20 protein-coding genes are annotated in these 22088 nt (G+C 66.0%); 4 read left to right on the top strand and 16 right to left on the bottom strand.

Annotated elements, in window-relative coordinates; genetic code table 11:
- Positions 1-21: 21 nt before the first annotated feature.
- From IAE34_RS04360 to IAE34_RS04340, 5 genes are all read right to left on the bottom strand, one after another.
- Entirely contained in the window at positions 22-1044 is a 1023-nt protein-coding gene (locus IAE34_RS04360) for a putative 2-aminoethylphosphonate ABC transporter substrate-binding protein (RefSeq protein WP_200137626.1), read from the bottom strand.
- 31 nt (positions 1045-1075) lie between these two features.
- Entirely contained in the window at positions 1076-2800 is a 1725-nt protein-coding gene (locus IAE34_RS04355) for a putative 2-aminoethylphosphonate ABC transporter permease subunit (RefSeq protein ID WP_442793196.1), read from the bottom strand.
- Position 2801: 1 nt separating this feature from the next.
- Positions 2802-3860: a putative 2-aminoethylphosphonate ABC transporter ATP-binding protein gene (locus tag IAE34_RS04350; RefSeq protein WP_200137625.1), complete on the bottom strand. Its 1059-nt coding sequence runs from the start codon at positions 3858-3860 to the stop codon at positions 2802-2804.
- A 124-nt stretch (positions 3861-3984) separates the two neighbouring features.
- A complete protein-coding gene (locus IAE34_RS04345) occupies positions 3985-4854 on the bottom strand; it encodes a LysR family transcriptional regulator (protein WP_200137624.1) in 870 nt (289 codons plus the stop codon).
- 123 nt (positions 4855-4977) lie between these two features.
- Positions 4978-7260, bottom strand: a complete 2283-nt coding sequence (locus tag IAE34_RS04340) for a heavy metal translocating P-type ATPase (RefSeq protein ID WP_200137623.1) — start codon at positions 7258-7260, stop codon at positions 4978-4980.
- A 98-nt stretch (positions 7261-7358) separates the two neighbouring features.
- Between IAE34_RS04340 and cadR the strand changes: the two genes are divergently transcribed.
- Entirely contained in the window at positions 7359-7802 is a 444-nt protein-coding gene (cadR, locus tag IAE34_RS04335; protein WP_200137622.1) for a Cd(II)/Pb(II)-responsive transcriptional regulator, read from the top strand.
- 23 nt (positions 7803-7825) lie between these two features.
- Here cadR and IAE34_RS04330 read toward each other — a convergent pair whose 3' ends face one another.
- The 3 genes from IAE34_RS04330 to IAE34_RS04320 are packed head-to-tail and all read right to left on the bottom strand — an operon-like array spanning position 7826 to position 10449.
- Positions 7826-8797 (bottom strand): thymidylate synthase, encoded by a 972-nt coding sequence (locus tag IAE34_RS04330; RefSeq protein ID WP_200137621.1) that lies wholly within the window; start codon positions 8795-8797, stop codon positions 7826-7828.
- 49 nt (positions 8798-8846) lie between these two features.
- Positions 8847-9656 carry a prolipoprotein diacylglyceryl transferase gene (gene lgt, locus IAE34_RS04325; protein WP_200137620.1) on the bottom strand — a complete coding sequence of 270 codons (810 nt, stop codon included), beginning with the start codon at positions 9654-9656 and terminating at the stop codon, positions 8847-8849.
- Between the two features lie 10 nt (positions 9657-9666).
- Positions 9667-10449 carry a sulfite exporter TauE/SafE family protein gene (locus IAE34_RS04320; protein ID WP_200137619.1) on the bottom strand — a complete coding sequence of 261 codons (783 nt, stop codon included), beginning with the start codon at positions 10447-10449 and terminating at the stop codon, positions 9667-9669.
- A gap of 129 nt (positions 10450-10578) precedes the next feature.
- Between IAE34_RS04320 and IAE34_RS04315 the strand changes: the two genes are divergently transcribed.
- Positions 10579-11325, top strand: a complete 747-nt coding sequence (locus tag IAE34_RS04315; RefSeq protein WP_200137618.1) for an NRDE family protein — start codon at positions 10579-10581, stop codon at positions 11323-11325.
- 41 nt (positions 11326-11366) lie between these two features.
- On the opposite strand, the gene ptsP is transcribed toward IAE34_RS04315, so the two are convergent.
- Together ptsP and IAE34_RS04305 are read right to left on the bottom strand one after the other, a co-directional pair.
- Positions 11367-13640 carry a phosphoenolpyruvate--protein phosphotransferase gene (gene ptsP, locus IAE34_RS04310; RefSeq protein ID WP_200137617.1) on the bottom strand — a complete coding sequence of 758 codons (2274 nt, stop codon included), beginning with the start codon at positions 13638-13640 and terminating at the stop codon, positions 11367-11369.
- Between the two features lie 22 nt (positions 13641-13662).
- On the bottom strand, positions 13663-14142 hold the full coding sequence (locus tag IAE34_RS04305; RefSeq protein WP_200137667.1) for an RNA pyrophosphohydrolase: 480 nt from the start codon (positions 14140-14142) through the stop codon (positions 13663-13665).
- Between the two features lie 145 nt (positions 14143-14287).
- On the opposite strand from IAE34_RS04305, the gene IAE34_RS04300 reads away from it, so the two are divergent.
- Positions 14288-14944, top strand: a complete 657-nt coding sequence (locus tag IAE34_RS04300) for an HAD family hydrolase (RefSeq protein WP_200137616.1) — start codon at positions 14288-14290, stop codon at positions 14942-14944.
- 45 nt (positions 14945-14989) lie between these two features.
- Here the strand turns inward: IAE34_RS04300 and IAE34_RS04295 are convergent, their stop codons facing one another.
- Both IAE34_RS04295 and ilvA read right to left on the bottom strand, forming a co-directional pair.
- Positions 14990-15415, bottom strand: coding sequence for a DUF2269 family protein (locus IAE34_RS04295; protein WP_200137615.1), 426 nt, complete (start codon positions 15413-15415; stop codon positions 14990-14992).
- A gap of 85 nt (positions 15416-15500) precedes the next feature.
- Positions 15501-17015 carry a threonine ammonia-lyase, biosynthetic gene (ilvA, locus tag IAE34_RS04290; protein WP_200137614.1) on the bottom strand — a complete coding sequence of 505 codons (1515 nt, stop codon included), beginning with the start codon at positions 17013-17015 and terminating at the stop codon, positions 15501-15503.
- A gap of 129 nt (positions 17016-17144) precedes the next feature.
- On the opposite strand from ilvA, the gene rpiA reads away from it, so the two are divergent.
- Positions 17145-17819: a ribose-5-phosphate isomerase RpiA gene (gene rpiA / locus IAE34_RS04285; protein ID WP_200137613.1), complete on the top strand. Its 675-nt coding sequence runs from the start codon at positions 17145-17147 to the stop codon at positions 17817-17819.
- Here the strand turns inward: rpiA and IAE34_RS04280 are convergent.
- From IAE34_RS04280 to IAE34_RS04265, 4 genes are all read right to left on the bottom strand, one after another.
- Positions 17806-18732 (bottom strand): SdiA-regulated domain-containing protein, encoded by a 927-nt coding sequence (locus IAE34_RS04280; RefSeq protein ID WP_200137612.1) that lies wholly within the window; start codon positions 18730-18732, stop codon positions 17806-17808. The genes rpiA and IAE34_RS04280 overlap by 14 nt on opposite strands.
- A gap of 63 nt (positions 18733-18795) precedes the next feature.
- Complete coding sequence (locus tag IAE34_RS04275) at positions 18796-19734, bottom strand: SdiA-regulated domain-containing protein (RefSeq protein ID WP_200137611.1); 939 nt, start codon at positions 19732-19734, stop codon at positions 18796-18798.
- A 115-nt stretch (positions 19735-19849) separates the two neighbouring features.
- The gene (locus tag IAE34_RS04270; RefSeq protein WP_200137610.1) at positions 19850-20515 is read right to left on the bottom strand and encodes a fumarylacetoacetate hydrolase family protein; all 666 of its coding nucleotides are present in this window, start codon (positions 20513-20515) and stop codon (positions 19850-19852) included.
- A 26-nt stretch (positions 20516-20541) separates the two neighbouring features.
- Complete coding sequence (locus IAE34_RS04265; protein WP_200137609.1) at positions 20542-21939, bottom strand: FAD-binding oxidoreductase; 1398 nt, start codon at positions 21937-21939, stop codon at positions 20542-20544.
- Positions 21940-22088 lie beyond the last annotated feature (149 nt).

Raw genomic sequence — 22088 nt, 5'->3', positions numbered from 1 at the left:
TCCAGACCGGCTGAAGAACGGTCACGGCTGCGCGGCCTTTTCCGACTTGCCGTCATAACGCTTGCGCCACTCGGCCAGAATCCGCTCGCGGTTGCTCGACGCCCAGGCGAAGTCGTTGTTGATCAGGCGTTGTTCATAATCGGCAGGCAGCTCGGTCTGCGGCTTGGCGATGCCGGGCGCGGCGAGCACGGCGAAGTTTTCCTTGTACAGTTCCATGGCCGCGGGGCTGGCCGAAAAGTCCGCCAGGCGCCGGGCCGCCTCGGCCTTGGGCGAACCCTTGATCAGCGCCGTGGCCTCGATCTCCCAGCCCAGGCCTTCCTTGGGCAGGACGATGTCCAGCGGCGCCCCCTGGCGCTTGAGCTGCACGGCGGGGTACTCGAACGAGATGCCGATGGGGAACTCCCCGGCGGCTGCCAGCTTGCAGGGCTTGGAACCGGAATGGACGTACTGGCCGATGTTCTGGTGCAACGCGTCCATGTAGGCCCAGCCCTGGGGCTCGCCGAAGGTCTGCAACCAGGCGCTGACGTCGAGAAAACCGGTGCCGGACGAGGCCGGGTTGGGCATGACGATCTTGCCCTTGTATTCGGGCCGGGTCAGGTCCTGCCAGCTCAGCGGTTTGCTCAGGCCCTGCTTCTGCGCCTCCACGGTGTTGAAGCACAGGGTCGCGGCCCACACGTCCATCCCCACCCAGGCCGGCGGATTGGCAGCATCGCGGTAGTTGCTGGAGATCGCGCCAAGGTCTTTCGGCGCATAGGGTTCGAGCATGCCCTGCTGGTCGAGAATCGCCAGGCTGGAAGCGGCCAGGCCCCAGACCGCATCGGCCTGGGGGCGGTCCTTCTCGGCCAGCAGCTTGGCGGTGATGATGCCGGTGGAGTCGCGAACCCAGCGAATCTGGATGTCCGGGTTGGCCCGTTCGAAGGCTTGCTTGTAACGGGTCAGTTGCTCGGCTTCCAACGCGGTATAGACAGTCAGCTGGGTCGCCGCCGCAGCCTGCAGGCTGAACACGGTGGACAGGGCGACGACAAGGGCGAGCGGCTTGGACATGAGAAGGTTTCCTTGGAAATGAACGATCGGGTCAGGCGTGAGGCACACGCTGGCGCCAGGCCTGGGAGCGGCGCAGCAGGCGTCGAGAAGCCGTGGCCAAAAGCAGCGACGCGCCCGCGCTGGTGAGCAGGATCAGGGTGGACATGGCCGCCGCGCCGCCGACGTTGCCGGCATCGTCCATGTTCAGCACGGCGACCGCCGCCAAAACGGTGTCGGGGCTGTAGAGGAAGATCGCCGCCGAGACCGTGGTCATCGCCGAGACGAACAGGTAGCGCACGATGTCCAGCAGCGCCGGCAGGCAGATCGGCACGGTCACGCGCAGGTAGTGCCGATACAGCGGCGCCTTGAGCGACAGCGCGGCGGCTTCGAATTCGCCGTCGAGCTGGCGCAGTGCCGTGGTCGCGGTCATCTGTGCGGTGGTCAGGTAGTGGGCCAGGGTGCACAGCACCAGCAGTGCCATGCTGCCGTACAGCACGTGCAGCGGGTTACCGGGCAGGTTGAAGAACAATACGTAGCCCAGCCCCAGCACCAGGCCCGGCACCGCCATGGGAACGAAACTGAGCAGGCGCAGGCTCTGGTTGAGCAGGCGCTGGCCCTGGGTCTTCTCCATCAGGTAGGCACCGGTGAAGATCACCGCGCTGCCGATCAGCGCGCAGCACAGCGCCATGGTCACGCTGTTGCGGTAGGCCAGCCAGCCGCCGCCGGTGGTGTCCTCGAACAGGTAATGCTTGAGCGACAGGCTGAGGTTGTAGGGCCAGAACGTGACCAGCGAGGAATACACCGCCATGCCGACCACCCCCAGCAACGCAGCGCACACCACCATCACCAGCACCAGAAAACAGGCGTCGCGTCCCCGGCCCGCTGCGGGCACGAACGCCTGCGCCCGCCCGCTCATGGCCTCGCCCTGGCGTCGACGCAGCCAGGCATCGACCCCGAAGCTGAGCAGCGCCGGTGCCAGCAGGACCATGCCGATCAGCGCGCCGCGCCCGAACTGCTGCTGCCCGACCACGGCCTTGTAGGCTTCCAGCGCCAGCACCTGATAGTCGCCGCCGACCACCACCGGGATGCCGAAGTCGGTGATGGTGAGGGTGAACACCAGGCAGAAGGCGGCGAACACCGCCTGGCGCGTCGCCGGCCAGGTGATGCTGCGAAATGCTCGCCAGGGCCCGGCACCCATGCTCGAGGCGGCATCGAACAAGCGTGCATCGGCCAGCGACAAGGCCGAGAGCAGGATCATCAGCGCATGGGGAAAGGTGTAGATCGCCTCCCCCAGCACGATCCCCCAGAACCCGTAGATATTGTCGCTGAGCAGCCCCCTCAGCAGCCCCTGGTTGCCGAACAGGTACACCAGCGCGATGGCCGGCAGCATGGACGGCGCCAGCAACGGCAGCAGGGAAATACCGCGCCACAGGCCCTTGGCCGGAATCAGCGTGCGTTGCAGGGCATAGGCGAACAGGTAGGCCAGCGGCACGACGATCAGCGCCACGCTCAACCCCACCGACAGGCTGTTGCCCAGCAGCCAGCGGAAATTGGCGCTGGCGAACAGCTCGGTGGCCGCGTCCAGACCACCGCCCTGCCCGGCGTCGCCACTCAAGCCTCGCCAGAAGATCGCCAGCAGCGGCAGCAGTACGGCCAGCAGCAACAGCGCCAGCAGCAGGGCCTTGCCGCCGATCACGAAAACCCGGTCGCCCACGCTGACACCGCGACCGGCGACGGTCCCGATGACCGACGGCGCCATGGATACAGGCGCGCCCATCTCAGGCGAACACCTGCAGACTCTGCGGTGGCAGCGCCACCCAGATGTCCTGCGAACCCAGCCGTGGCATGGCGTCGGGCGCCAGCTCGGCCAACAGCGCATGGCCCGGTAGTGCGGCCAGTTCGAAACTCATGCGGCAGCGATTGCCGAGGAAGGTGATTGCCTGCACCTTGGCCGGAAACAGGTTTTCCTCGTGCACCACCGGATTGACCGTGATCGCTTCGGGTCGGCAGAACAGGCGACCGCTCGGCGCCTTGTCCACGCCGGGTGCCAGGCGCAGGTTCAGGCTGCCGACCCGCGCGTGCTGGTCGTCGTGACGCTGGAAAGGCAGCCAGTTGCCCTGGCCGACGAATTCGGCGACGAAGGGCGTGGCCGGACGATCGTAGATCTGCCGGGCAGTGGCGTATTGCTCGACCCGGCCGTTGTTCATCACGGCGATGCGATCGGCCATCAGCATCGCTTCGTCCTGGTTGTGGGTGACCATCACGGTGGTGATGCCCAACTGGCGCTGCAACTGGCGCAGCTCACCGCACAGGTGATCGCGCACCCGCGCATCGAGCGCGGACATCGGTTCGTCGAGCAGCAGCAGCGACGGTGATGGCGCCAGGGCACGTGCCAGGGCGACACGCTGCTGCTGACCGCCGGACAATTGACCGGGGTACTTCTTCTCGCTGCCCAGCAGCCCGACCAGCGCCAGCATGTCGCCCACACGCTGGCGCACCTGGTCGCGACCCGCACCGCTCAGGCCGTAGGCGATGTTGGCTTCGACGGTGAGATTCGGAAACAGCGCGTAGGACTGGAACAGGATCCCGTAGTCACGGGCCTGCGGCGGCAGCTCGGAGATGTCTCGCTCACCGATGTACAGCGTGCCGCGATCCTGTCGCTCCAGCCCGGCGATGCAGCGCAGCAAGGTGGTCTTGCCGCAGCCGGACGGGCCGAGCAGGCACACCAGCTCGCCGGCTGCGACGTCCAGAGTCACGTCGTTCAACGCGGTGAAGGCGCCGAAGCGCTTGTGGATGCCGCGCACTTTCATCGGCGCGCCGGGGGTGGCAGGGTTCATGGCAAAGCCTCATCGAAGAGATGGGGCCATGCTAGGAAGCCGATGCGACGCTTGCGTGGCGATCAGGGCAAAGCGAGCGATGAGGGTATTGGCAGATTTTGCATTGAGCAACCTCTGACGCGTTCTAGAACCCCAACCCCGCCATCTCCTGCGCCACCCCCAGGAATGCCGCCGGCAAACGGGCCTGGCGACGTTCCTTGAGGCAGTAAAGGTATTCGTGCATCTGCGGGGCACCCTCCAGGCTCAGCACCCGCAGCTCGGGGGTGAGCGGCACTTCATGGCGGGCGATGACACTGATGCCGATATTGCGCAGCACGGCCTCGCGGATCGACTCGCGGCTGCCGATCTCCAGCAGCGCGCCAGTCTTCACCCCGGCGTCTTCGAGCATTCGCTCGGTGAGCTGGCGCGTGGTCGAGCCACGCTCGCGCAGCAACAGGCAGTGCCCTGCCAGCGCCTGGATGCCGATGGCCTGGCGCTGCGCCAGGGGGTGACTGCGATGCACCGCCACCACCAGCGGATCACTGCCCAGCAAGCGCCTCACCAGGCGTGCGTCCTCGAGTAGCTGCGAGGAGGCGGCGACGTCCACGCGGTAGTCTTCGAGCATCTCCAGCACCTGTTGCGAGTTGCCGATTTCCACCGTCACCTCGACCTGGGGCAGGCGCTCGCGGAACACCTTCACCAGGTCCAGGATGTAGTAAGGCGCCGTGGCCGCCAGCCGCAGGCTGCCCTGGCCCAGGGCGCCGTTGCGCAGTTCGAACTCGATCTGCGCTTCCTGCTGCAACAGCGCCTTGACCCGCGGCAGCAAGCGTACACCCTCGTCGCTGAGCATCAGCCGCCGCCCGCCCCGGTAGAACAGTTCGACGCCGTACTGGCTTTCCAGGTTGCGCACCTGCGTGGTGACCGTGGGCTGGCTGAGCCCGAGCTTCTTCGCCGCCTGGGTGATGCTGCCCAGGCGGGCCACCATGTAGAACGCCTTCAGCTCGGCGCTCAGCATGGGGGGCAGGCCGATGCGGCAAGCTGCAAGCGGCAGGCTGATGTGGGTCGATTCATCTCTCTAGCCCCTCCCTCGATGGACTGGCCGCTGGCAGCCGCTGTGCAACCACTAGCTTTATCGCCGCTACTTGCGCAGCAGCCGCAGGCCGTTGAAGACCACCAGCAGGCTCACGCCCATGTCGGCGAATACGGCCATCCACAGGGTGGCCAGCCCGGTGAAGGTGACGGCCAGGAAAATCGCCTTGACCCCCAGGGCCAGCACGATGTTCTGCACCAGGATGGCCGCGCTCTGGCGTGACAGCCTGACGAACGCCGGGATTTTGCGCAAGTCGTCGTCCATCAGCGCCACATCGGCGGTTTCGATGGCCGTATCGGTCCCGGCAGCGGCCATGGCGAAGCCGATCTCGGCGCGGGCCAGGGCCGGTGAGTCGTTGATGCCGTCGCCGACCATGCCCACGCGATGGCCCTGGGCATACAGCTCTTCGATGACCTTGAGCTTGTCGGTCGGCAGCAGGTCGCCCTCGGCGCGGTCGATGCCCACCTGCGCGGCGATGGCCTGTGCGGTATGCGGGTTGTCGCCGGTCAGCATCACCGTCCTGATGCCCAGGGCGTGCAGTTCGGCGATGGCCTGGCGGCTGCTGTCCTTGACCGTGTCGGCCACGGCGAACAGGGCCAACGGACCGGAGCCGTCGAGCAGCAGCACCACGGTCTTGCCCTGACGCTCCAGGGCATCGAGTCGCGCCTCCAGCGCCGGCGAGCACAGCCCCAGTTCTTCGACCAGGCGATGGTTGCCCAGATGGTAGACCTGACCGTCGATCGTACCGCGCACACCGCGTCCGGCCAGTGCCGAGAACTCGGCCACCTCGTGCAGCGTGACACCGTGCTCGCGCCCGTGCAGGGCAATGGCCCGCGACACCGGATGATCGGAGCGCTCGCCAAGGCTGGTGGCCAGCGCCTGGGCGCGGCCTTCGAAGGCTGGGTCGAGCAGGCTGAAGTCGGTCTGCACCGGTTTGCCGTGGGTGAGGGTGCCGGTCTTGTCCAGCGCCAGGTAATCCAGCTGGCGGCCACCCTCCAGGTACACGCCACCCTTGACCAGGATGCCTTTGCGCGCCGCCGCCGCCAGGCCACTGACGATGGTCACCGGGGTGGAGATCACCAGGGCGCAGGGGCAGGCCACCACCAGCAGCACCAGCGCACGGTAGATCCAGTCGAACCAGGCGGCGGCCATGAACAGCGGTGGAATCAGCGCCACGGCCAAGGCGACGGCGAAGACGGCCGGCGTATAGATGCGCGAGAAGCGGTCGACGAAGCGCTGGGTCGGTGCGCGCGCGCCCTGGGCCTGCTCCACGGCCTTGATGATGCGCGCCAGGGTCGATTGCCCGGCAGCGGCGGTCACACGGTACTCCAGGGCACCGTCCTGGTTGATGGTGCCGGCGAACAGCCTGTCGCCCACCGTCTTTTCCACCGGCAGGCTCTCGCCAGTGATGGGCGCCTGATCGACACTGGATTGCCCCTCGAGCACTTCGCCATCCAGGCCGATACGCTCGCCTGGCCTGACCCGCACCCGCGCACCGATCGCCACCTCGCGCACCTCGACGTCACGCCATTGACCATCGGCCTGCTGCACCGTGGCCATGTCCGGCGCCAGCTGCATGAGCCCGCTGATGGCGTTGCGCGCACGATCCAGCGAACGCGCCTCGATCAGCTCGGCCAGGGTGAACAGCACCATGACCATGGCCGCCTCCGGCCACTGGCCGATCAACACGGCGCCGGTGACAGCGATGCTCATCAGCGCGTTGATGTTCAGGTTGAGGTTCTTCAGGGCGATCCAGCCCTTCTTGTAGGTGCCCAGACCACAGCCCAGGATCGCGGCCAGCGCCAGCGCTGCCACCAGCCACTCCGGCGCCTTGCCCGAGAAGTGCGCGACTTCCGCAGCGAGCGCGGCCACGCCGGACAACAGCAAGGGTGCCCAGCGCGTCTTGTGCGCAGCGGGTGCCTGGCTGCTGCCGTCGTCCGCGTCGGCCAGCGGCTCGGCCTGCATGCCGAGGCTGTCGATGGCGCGCTCGATCGGTACGGTGTCTTCGAGGGTGTGGCGCACGCCAAGAATGCGGTTGATGAGGTTGAATTCGAGCTGCTCGACGCCCGCCAGCTTGCCCAGCTTGTCCTGGATCAGCGTCTGCTCGGTCGGGCAGTCCATGGCCTGGATACGGAACCGGCTGAGTCGGGCGCCGTCGCTGGCCTGGTCGGTCAGTTGCACGAACGCGGGCGCCACCTGGGTACTGCAGCAGCTGTCTGCGTGGCTGTGCCCATGGGCATGGCTGTGCTGATCCCGGTGATGCGAATGGCCATGATCGTGGTCATGGTCGTGGTCATGCGCGTGCGTGGGGTGGTTGACCGGCTGGTTCATAGGTTCGCCCTGATCCTGAATGCCCACTGACGCGGGGTTGTTGCCAAGTGAACACCCTGTAGCCACTATAGGGTCAAGCACTCAGAGGAGCATGGGCGATGAAGATCGGCGAACTGGCCAAGGTGACCGGCTGCGCGGTGGAGACCATCCGTTATTACGAGCGCGAACGCCTGCTGCCCGAACCTGCCCGCAGCGACGGCAACTACCGGCTGTACACCCAGGCCCACGTGGAGCGCCTGACGTTCATCCGCAACTGCCGCACGCTGGACATGACCCTGGACGAAATCCGCAGCCTGCTGCGCCTGCGTGACAGCCCCGAGGGCGCCTGCGGCAGCGTCAACGCGTTGATCGACGAGCACATCGCCCACGTCCAGGCCCGTCTCGACGGCCTGGTCGCGTTGCAACAGCAGTTGCTGGAGTTGCGTCGGCAGTGCAATGCGCAGGGAGATGAATGCGCGATCCTCCAGCAGCTGGAGGTCAACGGCGCGGTGACCGCGCCGGAGGTGGAGCCTTCGCACGTGGGCCGCAGCCACGGGCACTGAGCGAAGGCAGGAGGGGGTATGGATCACACCGCCATCGGCGCCGTCATCGGGGCGTGGTGCTCGTAGCCTTCGAGCCAGAAATCGCTCGGTTCGATCTTCTCCAGCCACTCTGGCGCGTACCGGCCCGTCTCGGCGAAGGCCGGCACGCGGTCGCTGATCACCAGCCTGGGCGCCGGCAGCGGCTCGCGCTTGAGCTGCTCCTCGAGCATGTCCAGGTGGTTCTCGTACACATGGGCATCGCCGATGAAGTAGGTGAACCAGCGCGGCGTGTAGCCGGTCAGGCGCGCGAACAACGACAGCAGCGCAGCACCCTCGGTGAGGTTGAACGGCGTGCCCAGGCCCAGGTCATTGGAGCGGATGTAGAGCGTCAGGGAGAGTTCCCGGGTCTCGACGTTGGGGTGGAACTGGTACAGCAGGTGGCACGGCGGCAGCGCCATTTCGTCCAGCTGGGCGCAGTTCCAGCCGTGGAACAGGATGCGCCGGCTGCCGGGGTCGTTGACGATGGTGTCCAGGCACTGGCGCACCTGGTCGATGGCCTTGTACAGGATGACGAAGGCCTGGCCGCCCTCCTCGTCCTGGGCGATCTGGCGGAAGCCCGCCTGCTGCGCTTTCTCGATGGCGGCCGGGTTGCTCAGGGCGATGCGCTTGTAGCCGGGCCACTGGCGCCACTGCACGCCATAGATCTCGCCCAGGTCGTCGTGGCCGAGGCGGAACGGGTTGGCCAGCCACTGGGCGTTCTCGTTGGCGTTCTGGTCCCACACCTTGCAGCCCAGCTCGCGGAATTCGCCGGCGTTGCGCACGCCGCGCAGGAAGCCGACCATCTCGCCGATCGCCGACTTGAACGCCAGCTTGCGCGTGGTGATGGCCGGGAAGCCTTTCTGCAGGTCGAAGCGCAGCATCGCGCCAGGCAGGCTGATGGTACGGATGCCAGTGCGGTTGCCCTGCAAGGTGCCGTTGTCGATGACGTCACGGACCAGGTCGAGGTACTGTTTCATGGGTTACCTGTAAACGATAACGGCAGGGGGATCGCCCCTGCCGTGTGAATCAGATGGCGGCTTTTTGTACGGGTTTGCGGTGGTACGCCAGCCAGATCAGGAAGATACCACCGACGATCATCGGCACACAGAGAATCTGACCCATGGTCAGCCAGCCCCAGGCCAGGTAGCCGAGCTGGGCGTCCGGCACCCGGACGAACTCGACGATGAAGCGGAAGATCCCGTAGAACAGCGCGAACATGCCGGACACCGCCATGGTCGGGCGCGGCTTGCGCGAGAACAGCCAGAGGATGGCGAACAGCGCCACGCCTTCCAGGGCGAACTGGTACAGCTGCGACGGGTGACGGGGCAACTGCGCCGGGTCGCTGAACGGCGGGAAGATCATCGCCCACGGCACATCGGTGGGCTTGCCCCACAGCTCGGCGTTGATGAAGTTGCCGATGCGCCCGGCGCCCAGCCCGATCGGCACCAGCGGCGCGACGAAGTCCATCAGTTCGAAGAACGACTTGTTGTTGCGCTTGCCGAACCACAGGGCCGCCAGCATCACGCCGATGAAGCCGCCGTGGAACGACATGCCGCCCTTCCACACCTCGAAGATCAGCGTCGGGTTGCTCAGGTACTGGTGCAGGTCGTAGAACAGCACGTAGCCCAGGCGTCCGCCGACGATCACCCCCATCGACAGCCAGAACACCAGGTCCGACAGCTTCTCGCGGGTCCATGTAGGATCGAAACGGTTCAGCCGGCGAGTGGCCAGCAGCCAGGCCCCGCCGATGCCGATCAGGTACATCAACCCGTACCAGTGGATTTTCAGCGGCCCGAGCGACAGGGCCACGGGGTCGATCTGCGGGTAAGGCAGCATGGAGGTTCCTCTAGATCAGAAAACTAAGGCCAACGCAGAACAGCAACGCGGCGAACAGACGCTTGAGCAGGCGAGGCGACAATCTGTGCGCCAGGCGCGCGCCGAAGCGGGCGAAAAACATGCTGGTGATGGCGATGCCCACCAGGGCCGGCAGGTAGACATAACCCAGACTGTGGGCAGGCAGGTGTGGTTCGTTCCAGCCCAGCAGCATGAAACTCAGGGCGCTGGCCAGGGCGATCGGCAGGCCGCAGGCCGACGAAGTGGCCACCGCCTGCTGCATCGGCAGGCTGCGCCAGGTGAGAAAAGGCACCGTCAGCGAGCCGCCACCGATGCCGAAGATCGCCGAGGCCCAGCCGATCACGCCGCCCGCGCCGACCAGCCCTGGCTTGCCGGGCAGGCCACGACGAGCCTTGGGCTTGAGGTCCAGGGCCATCTGCACGGCGACCAGCACGGCGAACACGCCGATGATCTTCTGCAACGCGGGGCCCTGGATCAACGACGCGGTCTTGGCGCCGATACCGGCGCCGAGCAGGATGCCCAGCGTCATCCACAGGAACAGCGGCCACTGCACGGCGCCCTTGCGGTGATGCTCGCGCACGGCGTTGATCGAAGTGAAGACGATGGTGGCCAGGGAGGTGCCCACCGCCAGGTGCGTGAGAATGGACGCGTCGAAACCCTGCAACGTGAAGCTGAACACCAGCACCGGCACGATGATGATGCCGCCGCCCACGCCGAACAGGCCGGCCAGTACACCGGCGCAGGCACCCAACAGCAGATAGAGTACGAATTCCATTCGCAGGCCCTGAAAATGCGATTGGGCATGGTAACGGAAGCCGGGGCCACGCCTCTAGTGAAGTCTGCGCCGGTTGATGCGTCGAGCCCTGGCAACCGGTACAGTGGCGACAAACGCCGAGGCCCGAGCATGTGCCTGATCGTATTCGCCTGGCGGCCGGGGCATGCCCTGCCGCTGATCGTCGCGGCCAACCGTGACGAATTCTACGCCCGCCCCACCCAGCCGCTCGCGGCCTGGGAAGACGCACCCGACGTGCATGCCGGTCGTGATCTCGAAGCGGGCGGCACATGGCTGGGGATCGGTCCGCAGGGACGCTTCGCCGCATTGACCAACATCCGTGATCCACGCCAGCCCGCTGGCGCTCGCTCGCGGGGCGAGTTGGTGGCGCGATTCCTGAACGGCCACCTGAGCGTCACGGCGTATCTGCAGCAGGTCGCCGAGTCCGCCGCGCACTACGCGGGGTTCAACCTGCTGGTGGGCGACGGCCAGGGGTTGGGTTACCTGAATGCCCAGGAAGGGCTACCGAGGTTGCTGACGCCCGGCGTGTACGGCATGTCCAATGCGGCGCTGGACACGCCGTGGCCCAAGCTCGTGCAGGCACGCCGGGCCTTGGCCGACACCCTCGACACGCCCGATCCGCAGCGCCTGCTGCGACTGCTGGCCAACGACGAACAGGCCAGTGACGACGCACTGCCCGATACAGGCGTGGGGCTGGCCACCGAGCGGCTGTTGTCCAGTGCGTTCATCGCCAGCCAGAACTACGGCACGCGCGCCAGCACGGTGCTGATCGTCGATGAACGGGGCCACAGGTACATGCTCGAACGCAGCTTCGGGCCCTATGGCGGCCAGTTGGGCGAGGTCGAACTCTCGGCCTGACGCCCGCCTTCGACGGCCGCTCAGCAGCGTGGGCCAACGGTTCAGAGGCTCTTGTTCGGCCCGATCATGCGTGCCAGGCCCAGGTTCTTCAGGGCCAGTTGCAGCGAGCTGTGGATAACCTGCGGGTTGTCGTGGCTCATGGCATCGGCCAGCAGTTCGTTGGCCTTGCTCAGGTCGACCTGACGCAGCATCCATTTCACTTTCGGCAGGTTGGTGGCGTTCATCGACAGGCTGTCGAAGCCCATGGCCATCAGCAGGATCGCGGCGGCCGGGTCGCCCGCCATCTCACCGCAGATGCTCACTGGCCGGCCCTCGGCATGGGCATCGCGCACCACGGTCTGCAGCGCTTGCAAGACCGCCGGATGCAGGTAGTCGTAAAGGTCGGCCACGCGCGGATTGTTGCGGTCCACGGCCAACAGGTACTGGGTCAGGTCGTTGGAGCCGACCGACAGGAAATCGACCTGGCGGGCCAGCTCGCGGGTCTGGTACACCGCTGCCGGGATCTCCACCATCACCCCGACCGGCGGCATGGGCACGTCGGTGCCCTCGTCGCGCACCTCGCCCCAGGCGCGGTGGATCAGGTGCAGCGCCTCTTCGAGTTCGTGAATGCCGGAAATCATCGGCAGCAGGATGCGCAGGTTGTTCAGGCCCTCGCTGGCCTTGAGCATCGCGCGGGTCTGCACCAAGAAGATTTCCGGGTGGTCGAGGGTCACGCGAATGCCGCGCCAGCCCAGAAAGGGGTTCTCTTCCTTGATCGGGAAGTAGGACAGTGCCTTGTCGCCGCCGATATCCAGGGTGCGCATGGTCACCGGCAGCGGATGGAAGGCCGCCAGTTGCTCGCGATAGATCGCCAGCTGCTCCTTCTCGCTGGGGAAGCGCTGGTTGATCATGAACGGCACTTCGGTGCGGTACAGGCCCACGCCCTCGGCCCCGCGCTGCTGGGCGCGGGCAACGTCGGCCAGCAGACCGGTATTGACCCACAGCGGCATGCGATGGCCATCGGGGGTGATGCACGGCAGCTCGCGCAGGGCGTCCAGGCCTCGGGCCAGTTGGCGCTCCTCTTCCACCACGTCGCTGTACTGCTTGCGCAGTGCTTCGCTGGGGTTGGTGTAGGCCTCGCCCTTGTAGCCGTCGAGGATCATCTCGATGCCGTCGACCTTCGAGTACGGCAGGTCGACCAGGCCCATCACCGTCGGAATGCCCATGGCGCGGGCCAGGATGGCCACGTGGGAGTTGCCCGAGCCCAGCACCGAGACCAGGCCGACCAGCTTGCCTTCGGGTACCTCGCCGAGCATGGCCGGGGTGAGCTCCTCGCTCACCAGGATGGTGTTGTCCGGGTAGACCAGCGTCTGCGAACGCGCCTGCTGCAAGTAGGCCAGCAGGCGCCGGCCGAGGTCCTTGACGTCCGAGGCGCGCTCGCGCAGGTAATCGTCGTCCATCAGCTCGAAGCGATTGACGTGCTCGCCCACCACCTGGCGCAGCGCGCCCTGGGCCCACTGGCCGGTGCGGATGACTGCTGCCACTTCACCGCCCAGGGCGGCGTCTTCGAGCATCATCAGGTAGACATCGAACAGCGCCCGCTCCTCAGGGCGCAGCTGGGTCGCCAGCTTGGCCGACAGCTTGCGCATGTCGGCACGCACGCATTCGAGGGCGTTCTCGAACAGGGCGAGTTCGGCGTCGATGTCCTCGACGGTCTTGTCCGGCACCACTTCCAGGTCGGCGGGCGGCAGCATGACCACCGCGCGACCGACGGCCGCCCCAGGCGAACCGGGCACGCCGACGAAACGTGCTTCCTGGATGCCTTTGCCCTGGCGGCCCAGACCGCGGATCGAGCCGGTGGCTTCGGCATGGGCGATGACCCCGGCGAGCTGGGCGCTCATGGTCACCAGGAAGGCTTCTTCGCCTTCGTCGAACTGGCGGCGCTCTTTCTGCTGGATGACCAGTACGCCCACCACGCGACGGTGGTGGATGATCGGCGCCCCGAGGAAGGAAGCGAAACGCTCCTCGCCGGTCTCGGCAAAATAGCGATAGCGCGGATGGTCGGCGGCGTTTTCCAGGTTCAGCGGCTCCTCGCGGGTGCCGACCAGGCCGACCAGACCCTCGTTGGGCGCCATGCTGACCTTGCCGATCGAGCGCTTGTTCAGGCCCTCGGTGGCCATCAGCACGAAGCGGTTGCTTTCCGGATCGAGCAGGTAGACCGAGCAGACCTGGCTGGCCATGGCCTCCTTGACGCGCAAGACAATGATCCCCAACGCCGTCTTGAGATCTTTGGCGGAGTTCACTTCCTGGACGATCTTGCGCAGCGTATTGAGCATGGCTCGGGGTCGAACTCCGTCGTCAGTCGCGCGTCAACAGGCGCGGGGCTAGCTCTTTCAGCGCGCGGCGGTAGACCTCGCGCTTGAATGTCACCACCTGACCCAACGGATACCAGTAGCTGACCCAGCGCCAGCCGTCGAACTCCGGTTTTCCGGTCAGGTCCATCCGCACCCTCTGTTCGTTGCTCACCAGGCGCAGCAGGAACCACTTCTGCTTCTGGCCGATGCACAGCGGCTGGCTGTGCGTACGGACCAGGCGCTGAGGAAGACGATAACGCAACCAGCCGCGGGTGCAGGCAAGAATTTCCACATCCTCGCGCTCCAGACCAACTTCTTCGTTCAGCTCGCGGTACAGGGCATCCTCTGGGGTCTCGTCAGGGTTGATGCCACCCTGGGGAAACTGCCAGGCATCCTGGTTGATCCGCCGAGCCCATAGCACCTGTCCGAAATCATTCGTGAGAATGATCCCGACATTGGGGCGAAAACCATCCGGGTCGATCACGGCAGCAACCTCGAAAACGCATGTCGCCGCATTGTTCCACAAAGCTTGCGAGCGCAGCAACGCGCCCGCCATCGCTTATGGGCAGCACGTTAAAAACTCCGTATTCTGCGGGACTTATTCCCGGAGGCTTCTGCGAGAAATCCCCATGCGCCTGGCTTTATTCGACTTGGACAATACCCTCCTCGGCGGTGACAGCGATCACGCCTGGGGCGACTACCTGTGTGAACGGGGCATTCTCGACCCCGTCGCCTACAAGAACCGCAACGACGCGTTCTATCAGGACTACCTCGACGGCACCCTGGACCTGCAGGCCTACCTGGCCTTCTCCATGGAAATCCTCGCCAGCACCGCACCCGAACAGCTCGACCAGTGGCACCGCGAGTTCATGCGCGACTGCATCGAGCCACTGGTCCAGCCCAAAGCGCTGGCCCTGCTGCAACAGCACCGAGCCGCGGGCGACCAGTTGGTGATCATCACCGCCACCAACCGATTCGTCACCGGCCCCATCGCCCGTCGCCTGGGCGTGAGCACCCTGCTGGCCACCGAATGCGAGCGTGACGGCGAGCGCTACACCGGACGTAGCACCGATATACCCTGTTTCCGTGAAGGCAAGGTGACGCGCCTGAAGCGCTGGATGATGGAAAACGGCCACGATCTGCAGGACAGCTATTTCTACAGCGACTCGCTGAACGACCTGCCCCTGCTCGAACAGGTGACTCACCCGGTCGCCGTGGACCCGGATCCGAAGCTCAAGGCAGAGGCCGAGCGCCGTGGCTGGCCGGTGATATCGCTGCGCGACTGAGTCACTGCGCACCTCTGGCCCTGCGAAGGCTGCCCGGCAGGCGGGTTACAGCGGCCGCACAGCCGTCAGCCCGGCGATCGACAGAAAGCACAGGCCGCTGAACACGGCCAGCGCCAGGGTCGGACGCAGGGCGACCGGCTCGGTCCTGCGCAGCCGGTTCAAGCGCACCAGCAGCCACCACAGGGCGAACGCCCCGAGCGTGTAGAGGATGCTCGAACCCAGCACCCAGGTCTGCCCCAGGGGCAGGCCGAGCCCGTGGACCAGCCACCAGCCGGTGAACGGCAGGCTGAGCAGGCACAGGCCCATCGCCAACCAGATGTAGACCAATGGCCGTTGCAGCAGGCGCGCAGCCGCCTGGGCATCGCCCTGACGGCGGGCGCGCACGGTCCAGCCCGAGAGGCCCAGGGCGCCGAGGATCAGCACTGCCAAAGCGAGGATGTGCAAGGTCTTGAGGGTGGCCAGGGAATCCATGTCATGTCCTTCGGCAGATCGGTTTGCGCAAGCCACGTCGCTGGTTCACCGGCAACGGCAGCCGCCCTGGATCAAGCGTAGCCGCTCAACCCAGGAACAGCGTATAGGCCGGGTTGTCGGTCTCGTCCCAGTACGGGTAGCCGATCTTTGCCAACGCCCCGGGCAACAGGTGGCGCTCGTCTTCCGGAACTTGCAGCCCGGCCACCACGCGGCCATCCGCCGCGCCATGGTTGCGGTAGTGGAACATCGAGATGTTCCAGCGTCCACCCAGCTTGTCGAGGAAATTGAACAGCGCCCCCGGGCGCTCCGGAAATTCGAAGCGCAGCACCCGCTCGTCGCTGGCGGCAGGCGAATGGCCGCCGACCATGTGGCGGATATGCAGCTTGGCCAGTTCGTTGTCGGTCAGGTCGATCACCGGGAACCCGCGCTCGCCCAAGTGGCGAACCAGCGCCGCCCGTGGGTCGGTGTCCGGGTGGGTCTGCACGCCGACGAAAATGTGCGCCTGCTTGTCGGCATGGTAGCGATAGTTGAACTCGGTGATCTGACGCTTGCCGATGGCCTCGCAGAATGCCTTGAAGCTGCCAGGGCGCTCGGGGATGGTCACGGCGATGATCGCCTCGCGCTTCTCGCCCAGCTCGGCGCGCTCGGCCACATGGCGCAGACGGTCGAAGTTGACGTTGGCGCCCGAGTCGATGGCGACGAGGGTCTGCCCGCTCACGCCGGTCATCTCGACGTAGCGCTTGATCCCCGCCACGCCCAAGGCGCCGGCAGGTTCGGTGATCGAGCGGGTATCGTCATAGATATCCTTGATCGCAGCACAGATTTCATCGGTACTGACGGTGATTACCTCGTCCACGTGATGACGGCAGATGTCGAAGGTGTGCTGGCCGATCTGCGCCACCGCCACGCCGTCGGCGAACAGGCCGACCTGCGGCAGCACCACGCGCTCCCCAGCCGCCATGGCAGCCTGCAGGCAGTTGGAGTCGTCCGGTTCGACGCCGATCACCTTGATTTCCGGGCGCAGGTACTTCACGTAGGCGGCGATGCCGGCGATCAGGCCGCCACCGCCGACCGGCACGAAGATCGCGTCGAGTCGACCCGGGTGCTGGCGCAGGATCTCCATGGCCACGGTGCCTTGCCCGGCGATGGTGTGCGGATCGTCGTAGGGGTGGATGTACACCAGGCCCCTCTCCTCCACCAGCTTGAGCGAATAGGCCAGCGCCTCGGGGAAGGAATCGCCGTGCAGCACGACCTTGCCGCCGCGCGAGCGCACGCCCTCGATCTTGATTTCCGGCGTGGTCTTTGGCATCACGATGGTGGCCTCGATGCCCAGCTCACGGGCGGCCAGGGCCAGGCCCTGGGCGTGATTGCCAGCCGAGGCGGTGACCACGCCGCGGGCCAGCTCCTCGGGGCCGAGCTGCGCCAGCTTGTTGTACGCCCCGCGAATCTTGAAGGAGAACACCGGCTGAAGGTCCTCACGCTTGAGCAGGACCTGGTTGCCCAGGCGCTTGCTCAGCTGCCCGGCGCTGTGCAGCGGGGTTTCGACCGCGACGTCGTAGACGCGCGAGGTGAGGATCTTCTTGACGTACTGTTCGAGCATCGTTGACACATCACTGGGCCGCGGGACAAGGGCTGGAAGTCTACCCCAGCGTCCTGCCGGGCGACCACAGCAAAGCCGGAGTCGTTATACTGGCGGCCTTCAGTAAACCTTGCGCCCCTTGGAGCCCGCATGACCCAGGACCAACTCAAACAGGCCGTCGCCCAGGCCGCCGTCGATCACATTCTGCCCAGGCTCGACGACAAGAGCGTCATCGGCGTCGGCACCGGCTCCACCGCCAACTGCTTCATCGACGCCCTGGCGCAGCACAAGGGTGCCTTCGATGGCGCCGTGGCCAGCTCCGAGGCCACCGCCGAGCGCCTCAAGGGCCATGGCATCCCGGTCTACGAGCTCAACAGCGTTGGCGAGCTGGAGTTCTACATCGACGGCGCCGACGAGAGCGACGAGCACCTGAACCTGATCAAGGGCGGCGGCGCGGCCCTGACCCGGGAGAAGATCGTGGCCGCCGTGGCCCGCACCTTCATCTGCATCGCCGATGGCAGCAAGCTGGTACCGGTGCTCGGCGCCTTCCCCCTGCCCGTGGAAGTGATCCCCATGGCCCGTAGCCATGTGGCGCGCCAGCTGGTCAAGCTCGGTGGCGATCCGGTGTACCGCGAAGGCGTGCTGACCGACAACGGCAACGTCATCCTCGATGTGCACAACCTGCAGATCACCGATCCCGTGGCGCTCGAAGCGCAGATCAACGCCATCGTCGGCGTGGTGACCAACGGCCTGTTCGCGGCACGCCCGGCCGACCTGCTGCTGCTGGGCACCCAGGACGGCGTGCGCACCCTCAAGGCGCAGTGAGCGCCTGCCCGGCGCTGCCCGGCCTGAAGACGTAGAACAGGTTCGGTTCGCTGACCAGGTACAACGTCCCGGCATCGTCCATGGCGATGCCTTCGGCCTGTGGCACGGCCTTCTCCAGACCCTGATAGCCCTTGCGCAGCGACAGGGTGCTCAACGGACGCCCGTCCACGCCCAGTTCCACCACCAACCGCGATTCGTCGGACAGCGCCAGCAGGTGGCCGCTGCGCTCGTCGAACTGCAGGCTGGACAAGTCACGCACGAACAAGCGTCGGTCGCGCTGGCGGTCCTGCACCACCTGCACCGCATAGGGACGACCAGGCTCGCCATGGGGGAAGCCGCGCACCTCGTAGATCAGCATCGGGTCGCGCTCCTTGGCCACGAACAGACGCTGGCCGGCGGCATCGAAGGCCAGGCCCTCGAAGCCCTTGTTGCCGTTCAGGCCGATGCCGAGGGTGAGCTGTTCGGCCTGGCTCGCGTCGAGCGAGCGCGTCGCGTCGTCCAGGCGCACACGAATCAGCCGCTGCTGGCGCTCGTCGGTGATGACATAGCTGTTGGGGCCGACGTACTCCACCGCTTCCGGGTCGCCGAAGCCGATCAGCGGCACGCGCCGCAGAATGCGCCCCTCCAGCGACAGCTCGACCAGCTCCGAACGCGCATTGGTCACGGTGAACAGGCTTTTGCGGTCGGGGTCGTAGGTCAATGCCGACACGTCGTCCTGCAGACCCTCGATCGGCCGGGCCTGCACCACCGCCTGGTATCGATCCAGCGCCATGCCTTCGACGGTAGGCTGCCACCAGGTGCGCAGATTGAACCAGCCGCGCTCGAACAGGCGAAACTCGTGGGCGGCCAGGCCCGCCAGCGACAGGGCCACCAGACCCAGGAGTAAGAGGCAGCGTTGAAGGCGGCGGGACATGGATGGCACTCGTTCGAAGGTGCTGAATTCAACCACGCCCAGCTGAAATAAAGCTGAATGCCATCATCGCTGGCCGGGGTTCACATGCTTCTTGAAGCGGTAGAACAGCGCCGGCTCGCTGACGATGTACAGGTTGCCTTCGTCGTCCATGGTCACGCCTTCGGCCCGGGGGATACGGCTCTGCAGGCCGTTGAAGGCACCCAGCAGCGTCATGAAGCTGACCTGGCGGCCGTTCTCGTCCAGCTCCAGCAGCAGGTTCGAATCGGCTGACAGCGCCAGCAGGTGGCCGGTGCGCCGATCCACGGCCAGCGCCGACAGGTTGCGCAAGTCCAGCTGGTCATTGGGCAGCGGCTGCTTGTCGCCGACCAGTGGGCTGCGGCCATCGCTGGCCCAGGTGTAGAGACGCGGCGGCCGTTCCTCACCGATCACCAGGCGCTGGTGCGCCGGATCCCAGGCGATGGACTCGAAGCCCTTGTTCTGGTCCGCCGACTCACCCAGGTCGTAGCGCGGAAAGTCACTGCGGTTCAGCGATGAGGTGCTCGCATCCACCTTGACCAGGGTCAGGTCGTGCTCGCGCTCGTCGACGATCGCGATCTGGCCGTCGTCCAGGACCGCCACGCCCTCCGGGTTGGACCAGCCCACCAGGGCGATCTGGCGCAGTACATCGCCGTCCAGGCTCAGCTCGACCAGGAACGGGTTCTTGCCCATGACCGCGAACAGGGTCCGCGTGACGGGGTTGAACGAGACGTCCGAAGCCTCGTCGTCGGCCATGCCCGGCAGGTGCTTGGCGTCGATGTCCACCGAGTAGCCCGGCAGCCATACGCTCTGCTTGCGCTCGGCCTTGCTCAGCAGGCCCTCCTTGACCCACAGCAGCGCCCGATCGTCCCAGTGCATGGCCATCGCCACGCCCATGCCGAGGATGGCCAATACGGCCAGCAGAAACGGCCAGCGCAGGTAGAAACGACGCTTGGCGCACGCAGGTGCGCGAGGGGATACGGGCATGGACGGGTCCTGGATCGATTGATTAAGACGCGCGCATTATCCAACTGGGGTGTGAAAAATTGGTAAAGCCTGTCGGCTTCCCACGAGAATCTCGTGGGAAGCGTCTAAGGTTGGGTCAGAGCACGCGGCTTTCGAAACGGCAGGCGCCCGGCAGCTCGAGCACCAGCTCGTCACCCACATTCAGCGGGCCCACCCCGGCCGGGGTACCGGTGAGGATCACGTCCCCCGCCTGCAGCGAGAAATGCGCGGCGATGTGCTGGATGATCGGTACGATGGGGTTGAGCATCATCGCGCTGTTGCCGTCCTGGCGCACTTCACCGTTGATGGTCAGGCGCACAGGAATGTCGGTCACGTCGGCGAAATTCGAAGCGGCGACGAAAGGCGCCAGGACACAGCCGCCATCGAAGCTCTTGGCCAGTTCCCACGGCAGGCCCTTTTCCTTCAGGCGAGCCTGCAGGTCGCGCAGGGTCAGGTCCAGCGCCGGGGCATAGCCGGAGATGGCATCGAGCACCTCTTCGACGCTGGGCCGAGTGGACAACGACTTGCCCAGCAGCACCGCGATCTCGGCCTCGTAGTGTACCGAGCCGCGCTCGGCAGGGATCTTGAAGCCGCCTTCCAGGGGTACCACGCAACTGCCGGGCTTGATGAACAGCAGCGGCTCGCTGGGAATGGGGTTGTCCAGCTCGCGGGCGTGTTCGGCATAGTTGCGGCCGATGCACACCACCTTGCCCAGCGGGAAGTGGATGTTCGTGCCGTCTACGTATTGATGCTGGTAACTCATTGGGCCGACTCCTCTGGAACTGCTTGTCATTCGGGAGCGAAGATCTTACCCGGATTCATGATGCCGTTCGGGTCGAACACCGCCTTGATCGCTTTCATGCAGGCGATTTCCTGCGCCGAGCGACTGTAGCCCAGGTAGTCGCGCTTGGTCATGCCCACGCCGTGTTCGGCGGAGATCGAGCCGTTGTAGCGCTCGACGATCTCGAACACCCATTTGTTGACCCGGGCGCACGAGGCGAAGAATGTGTCCTTGTCCAGGTGCTCGGGCTTGAGGATGTTCAGGTGCAGGTTGCCGTCGCCGATGTGGCCGTACCAGACCACCTCGTAGTGGGGATAGTGCTCGGCGACCACCGCGTCGATGTCGCGCAGGAACGCCGGGACCTTGGAGACGGTCACCGAAATGTCGTTCTTGTAGGGCGTCCAGTGGGAAATGGTCTCGGACAGGTACTCGCGCAGCTTCCACAGGTTCCTGAGCTGCGTTTCGCTCTGGCTCATCACCCCATCGAGCACCCAGCCCTGCTCGACACAGTGCTCGAAGGTGGCCAGGGCCTGCTCGGCCACCTGTTCGGTACTGGCCTCGAATTCCAGCAGGGCATAGAAAGGACAGGCGCTGTCGAACGGTGCAGGGACGTCGCCGCGGGCGAGAATCCTGGCCAGGCCCTTGTCGGAGAAGAACTCGAAGGCGGTCAGGTCGAGTTTGTTCTGGAAGGCGTGCAGCACCGGCATGATCGAGTCGAAGTCCGGCGTGCCCAGCACCATCGCCGTGAGGTTGCGCGGGGCGCGCTCCAGGCGCATGGTGGCCTCGACCACGAAGCCCAGGGTGCCCTCGGCGCCGATGAACAGCTGGCGCAGATCGTAGCCCGTGGCGTTCTTGATCAGGTCGCGGTTCAGTTCCAGCAACTCGCCCTTGCCGGTGACCACTTTCAAGCCCGCCACCCAGTTGCGGGTCATGCCATAGCGAATGACCTTGATGCCGCCGGCGTTGGTGCCGATGTTGCCGCCGATCTGGCTCGATCCGCTGGAAGCGAAGTCCACCGGATAGTACAGCCCCTGTTCCTCGGCGAACTGCTGAAGCTGACGGGTGATCACGCCGGGCTGGCACACCACGGTGCGGTCGAAGGGGTTGAAGTCGAGGATCCGGTTCATGGCGTCGAACGCCACCACCACCTCGCCATGGGCGGCCACGGCCGCCCCCGACAGCCCGGTGCGACCGCCCGAGGGCACCAGCGCAATGCGATGACGATTGGCCCAGGCGACGATGGCCTGGACCTGTTCGATGCTCTTGGGCAGTACGATCGCGCTCGGCGCTGGGGGATAGTGCTTGGTCCAGTCCTTGCCGTAGGCCTCCAGGGAAGCGGGGTCGGTGAGGACCTTGCCCGGGTCTACCAGCGTCTTCAGTTCATCCATTACCGCGTGGTCGGTCATCGGCGCAACTCTCGAACGATTCATGGTCACCCTGAGCACGCTTCACCTGTCGCGATCAGCTCAGACGATGTCGCTTATGCTAGCATAGCGACCCCGCCGAACGTGCCCAGGCCCGTCGCCGCGCCGCTTTGCCCCTCTTCGCCATTTTT

The sequence above is a fragment of the Pseudomonas sp. S30 genome, assembly GCF_016518545.1.
Taxonomy (GTDB): domain Bacteria; phylum Pseudomonadota; class Gammaproteobacteria; order Pseudomonadales; family Pseudomonadaceae; genus Aquipseudomonas.
The sequence above is the reverse complement of the archived record's forward strand: the minus strand, read 5'-3'. Positions and strand labels throughout refer to the sequence as shown.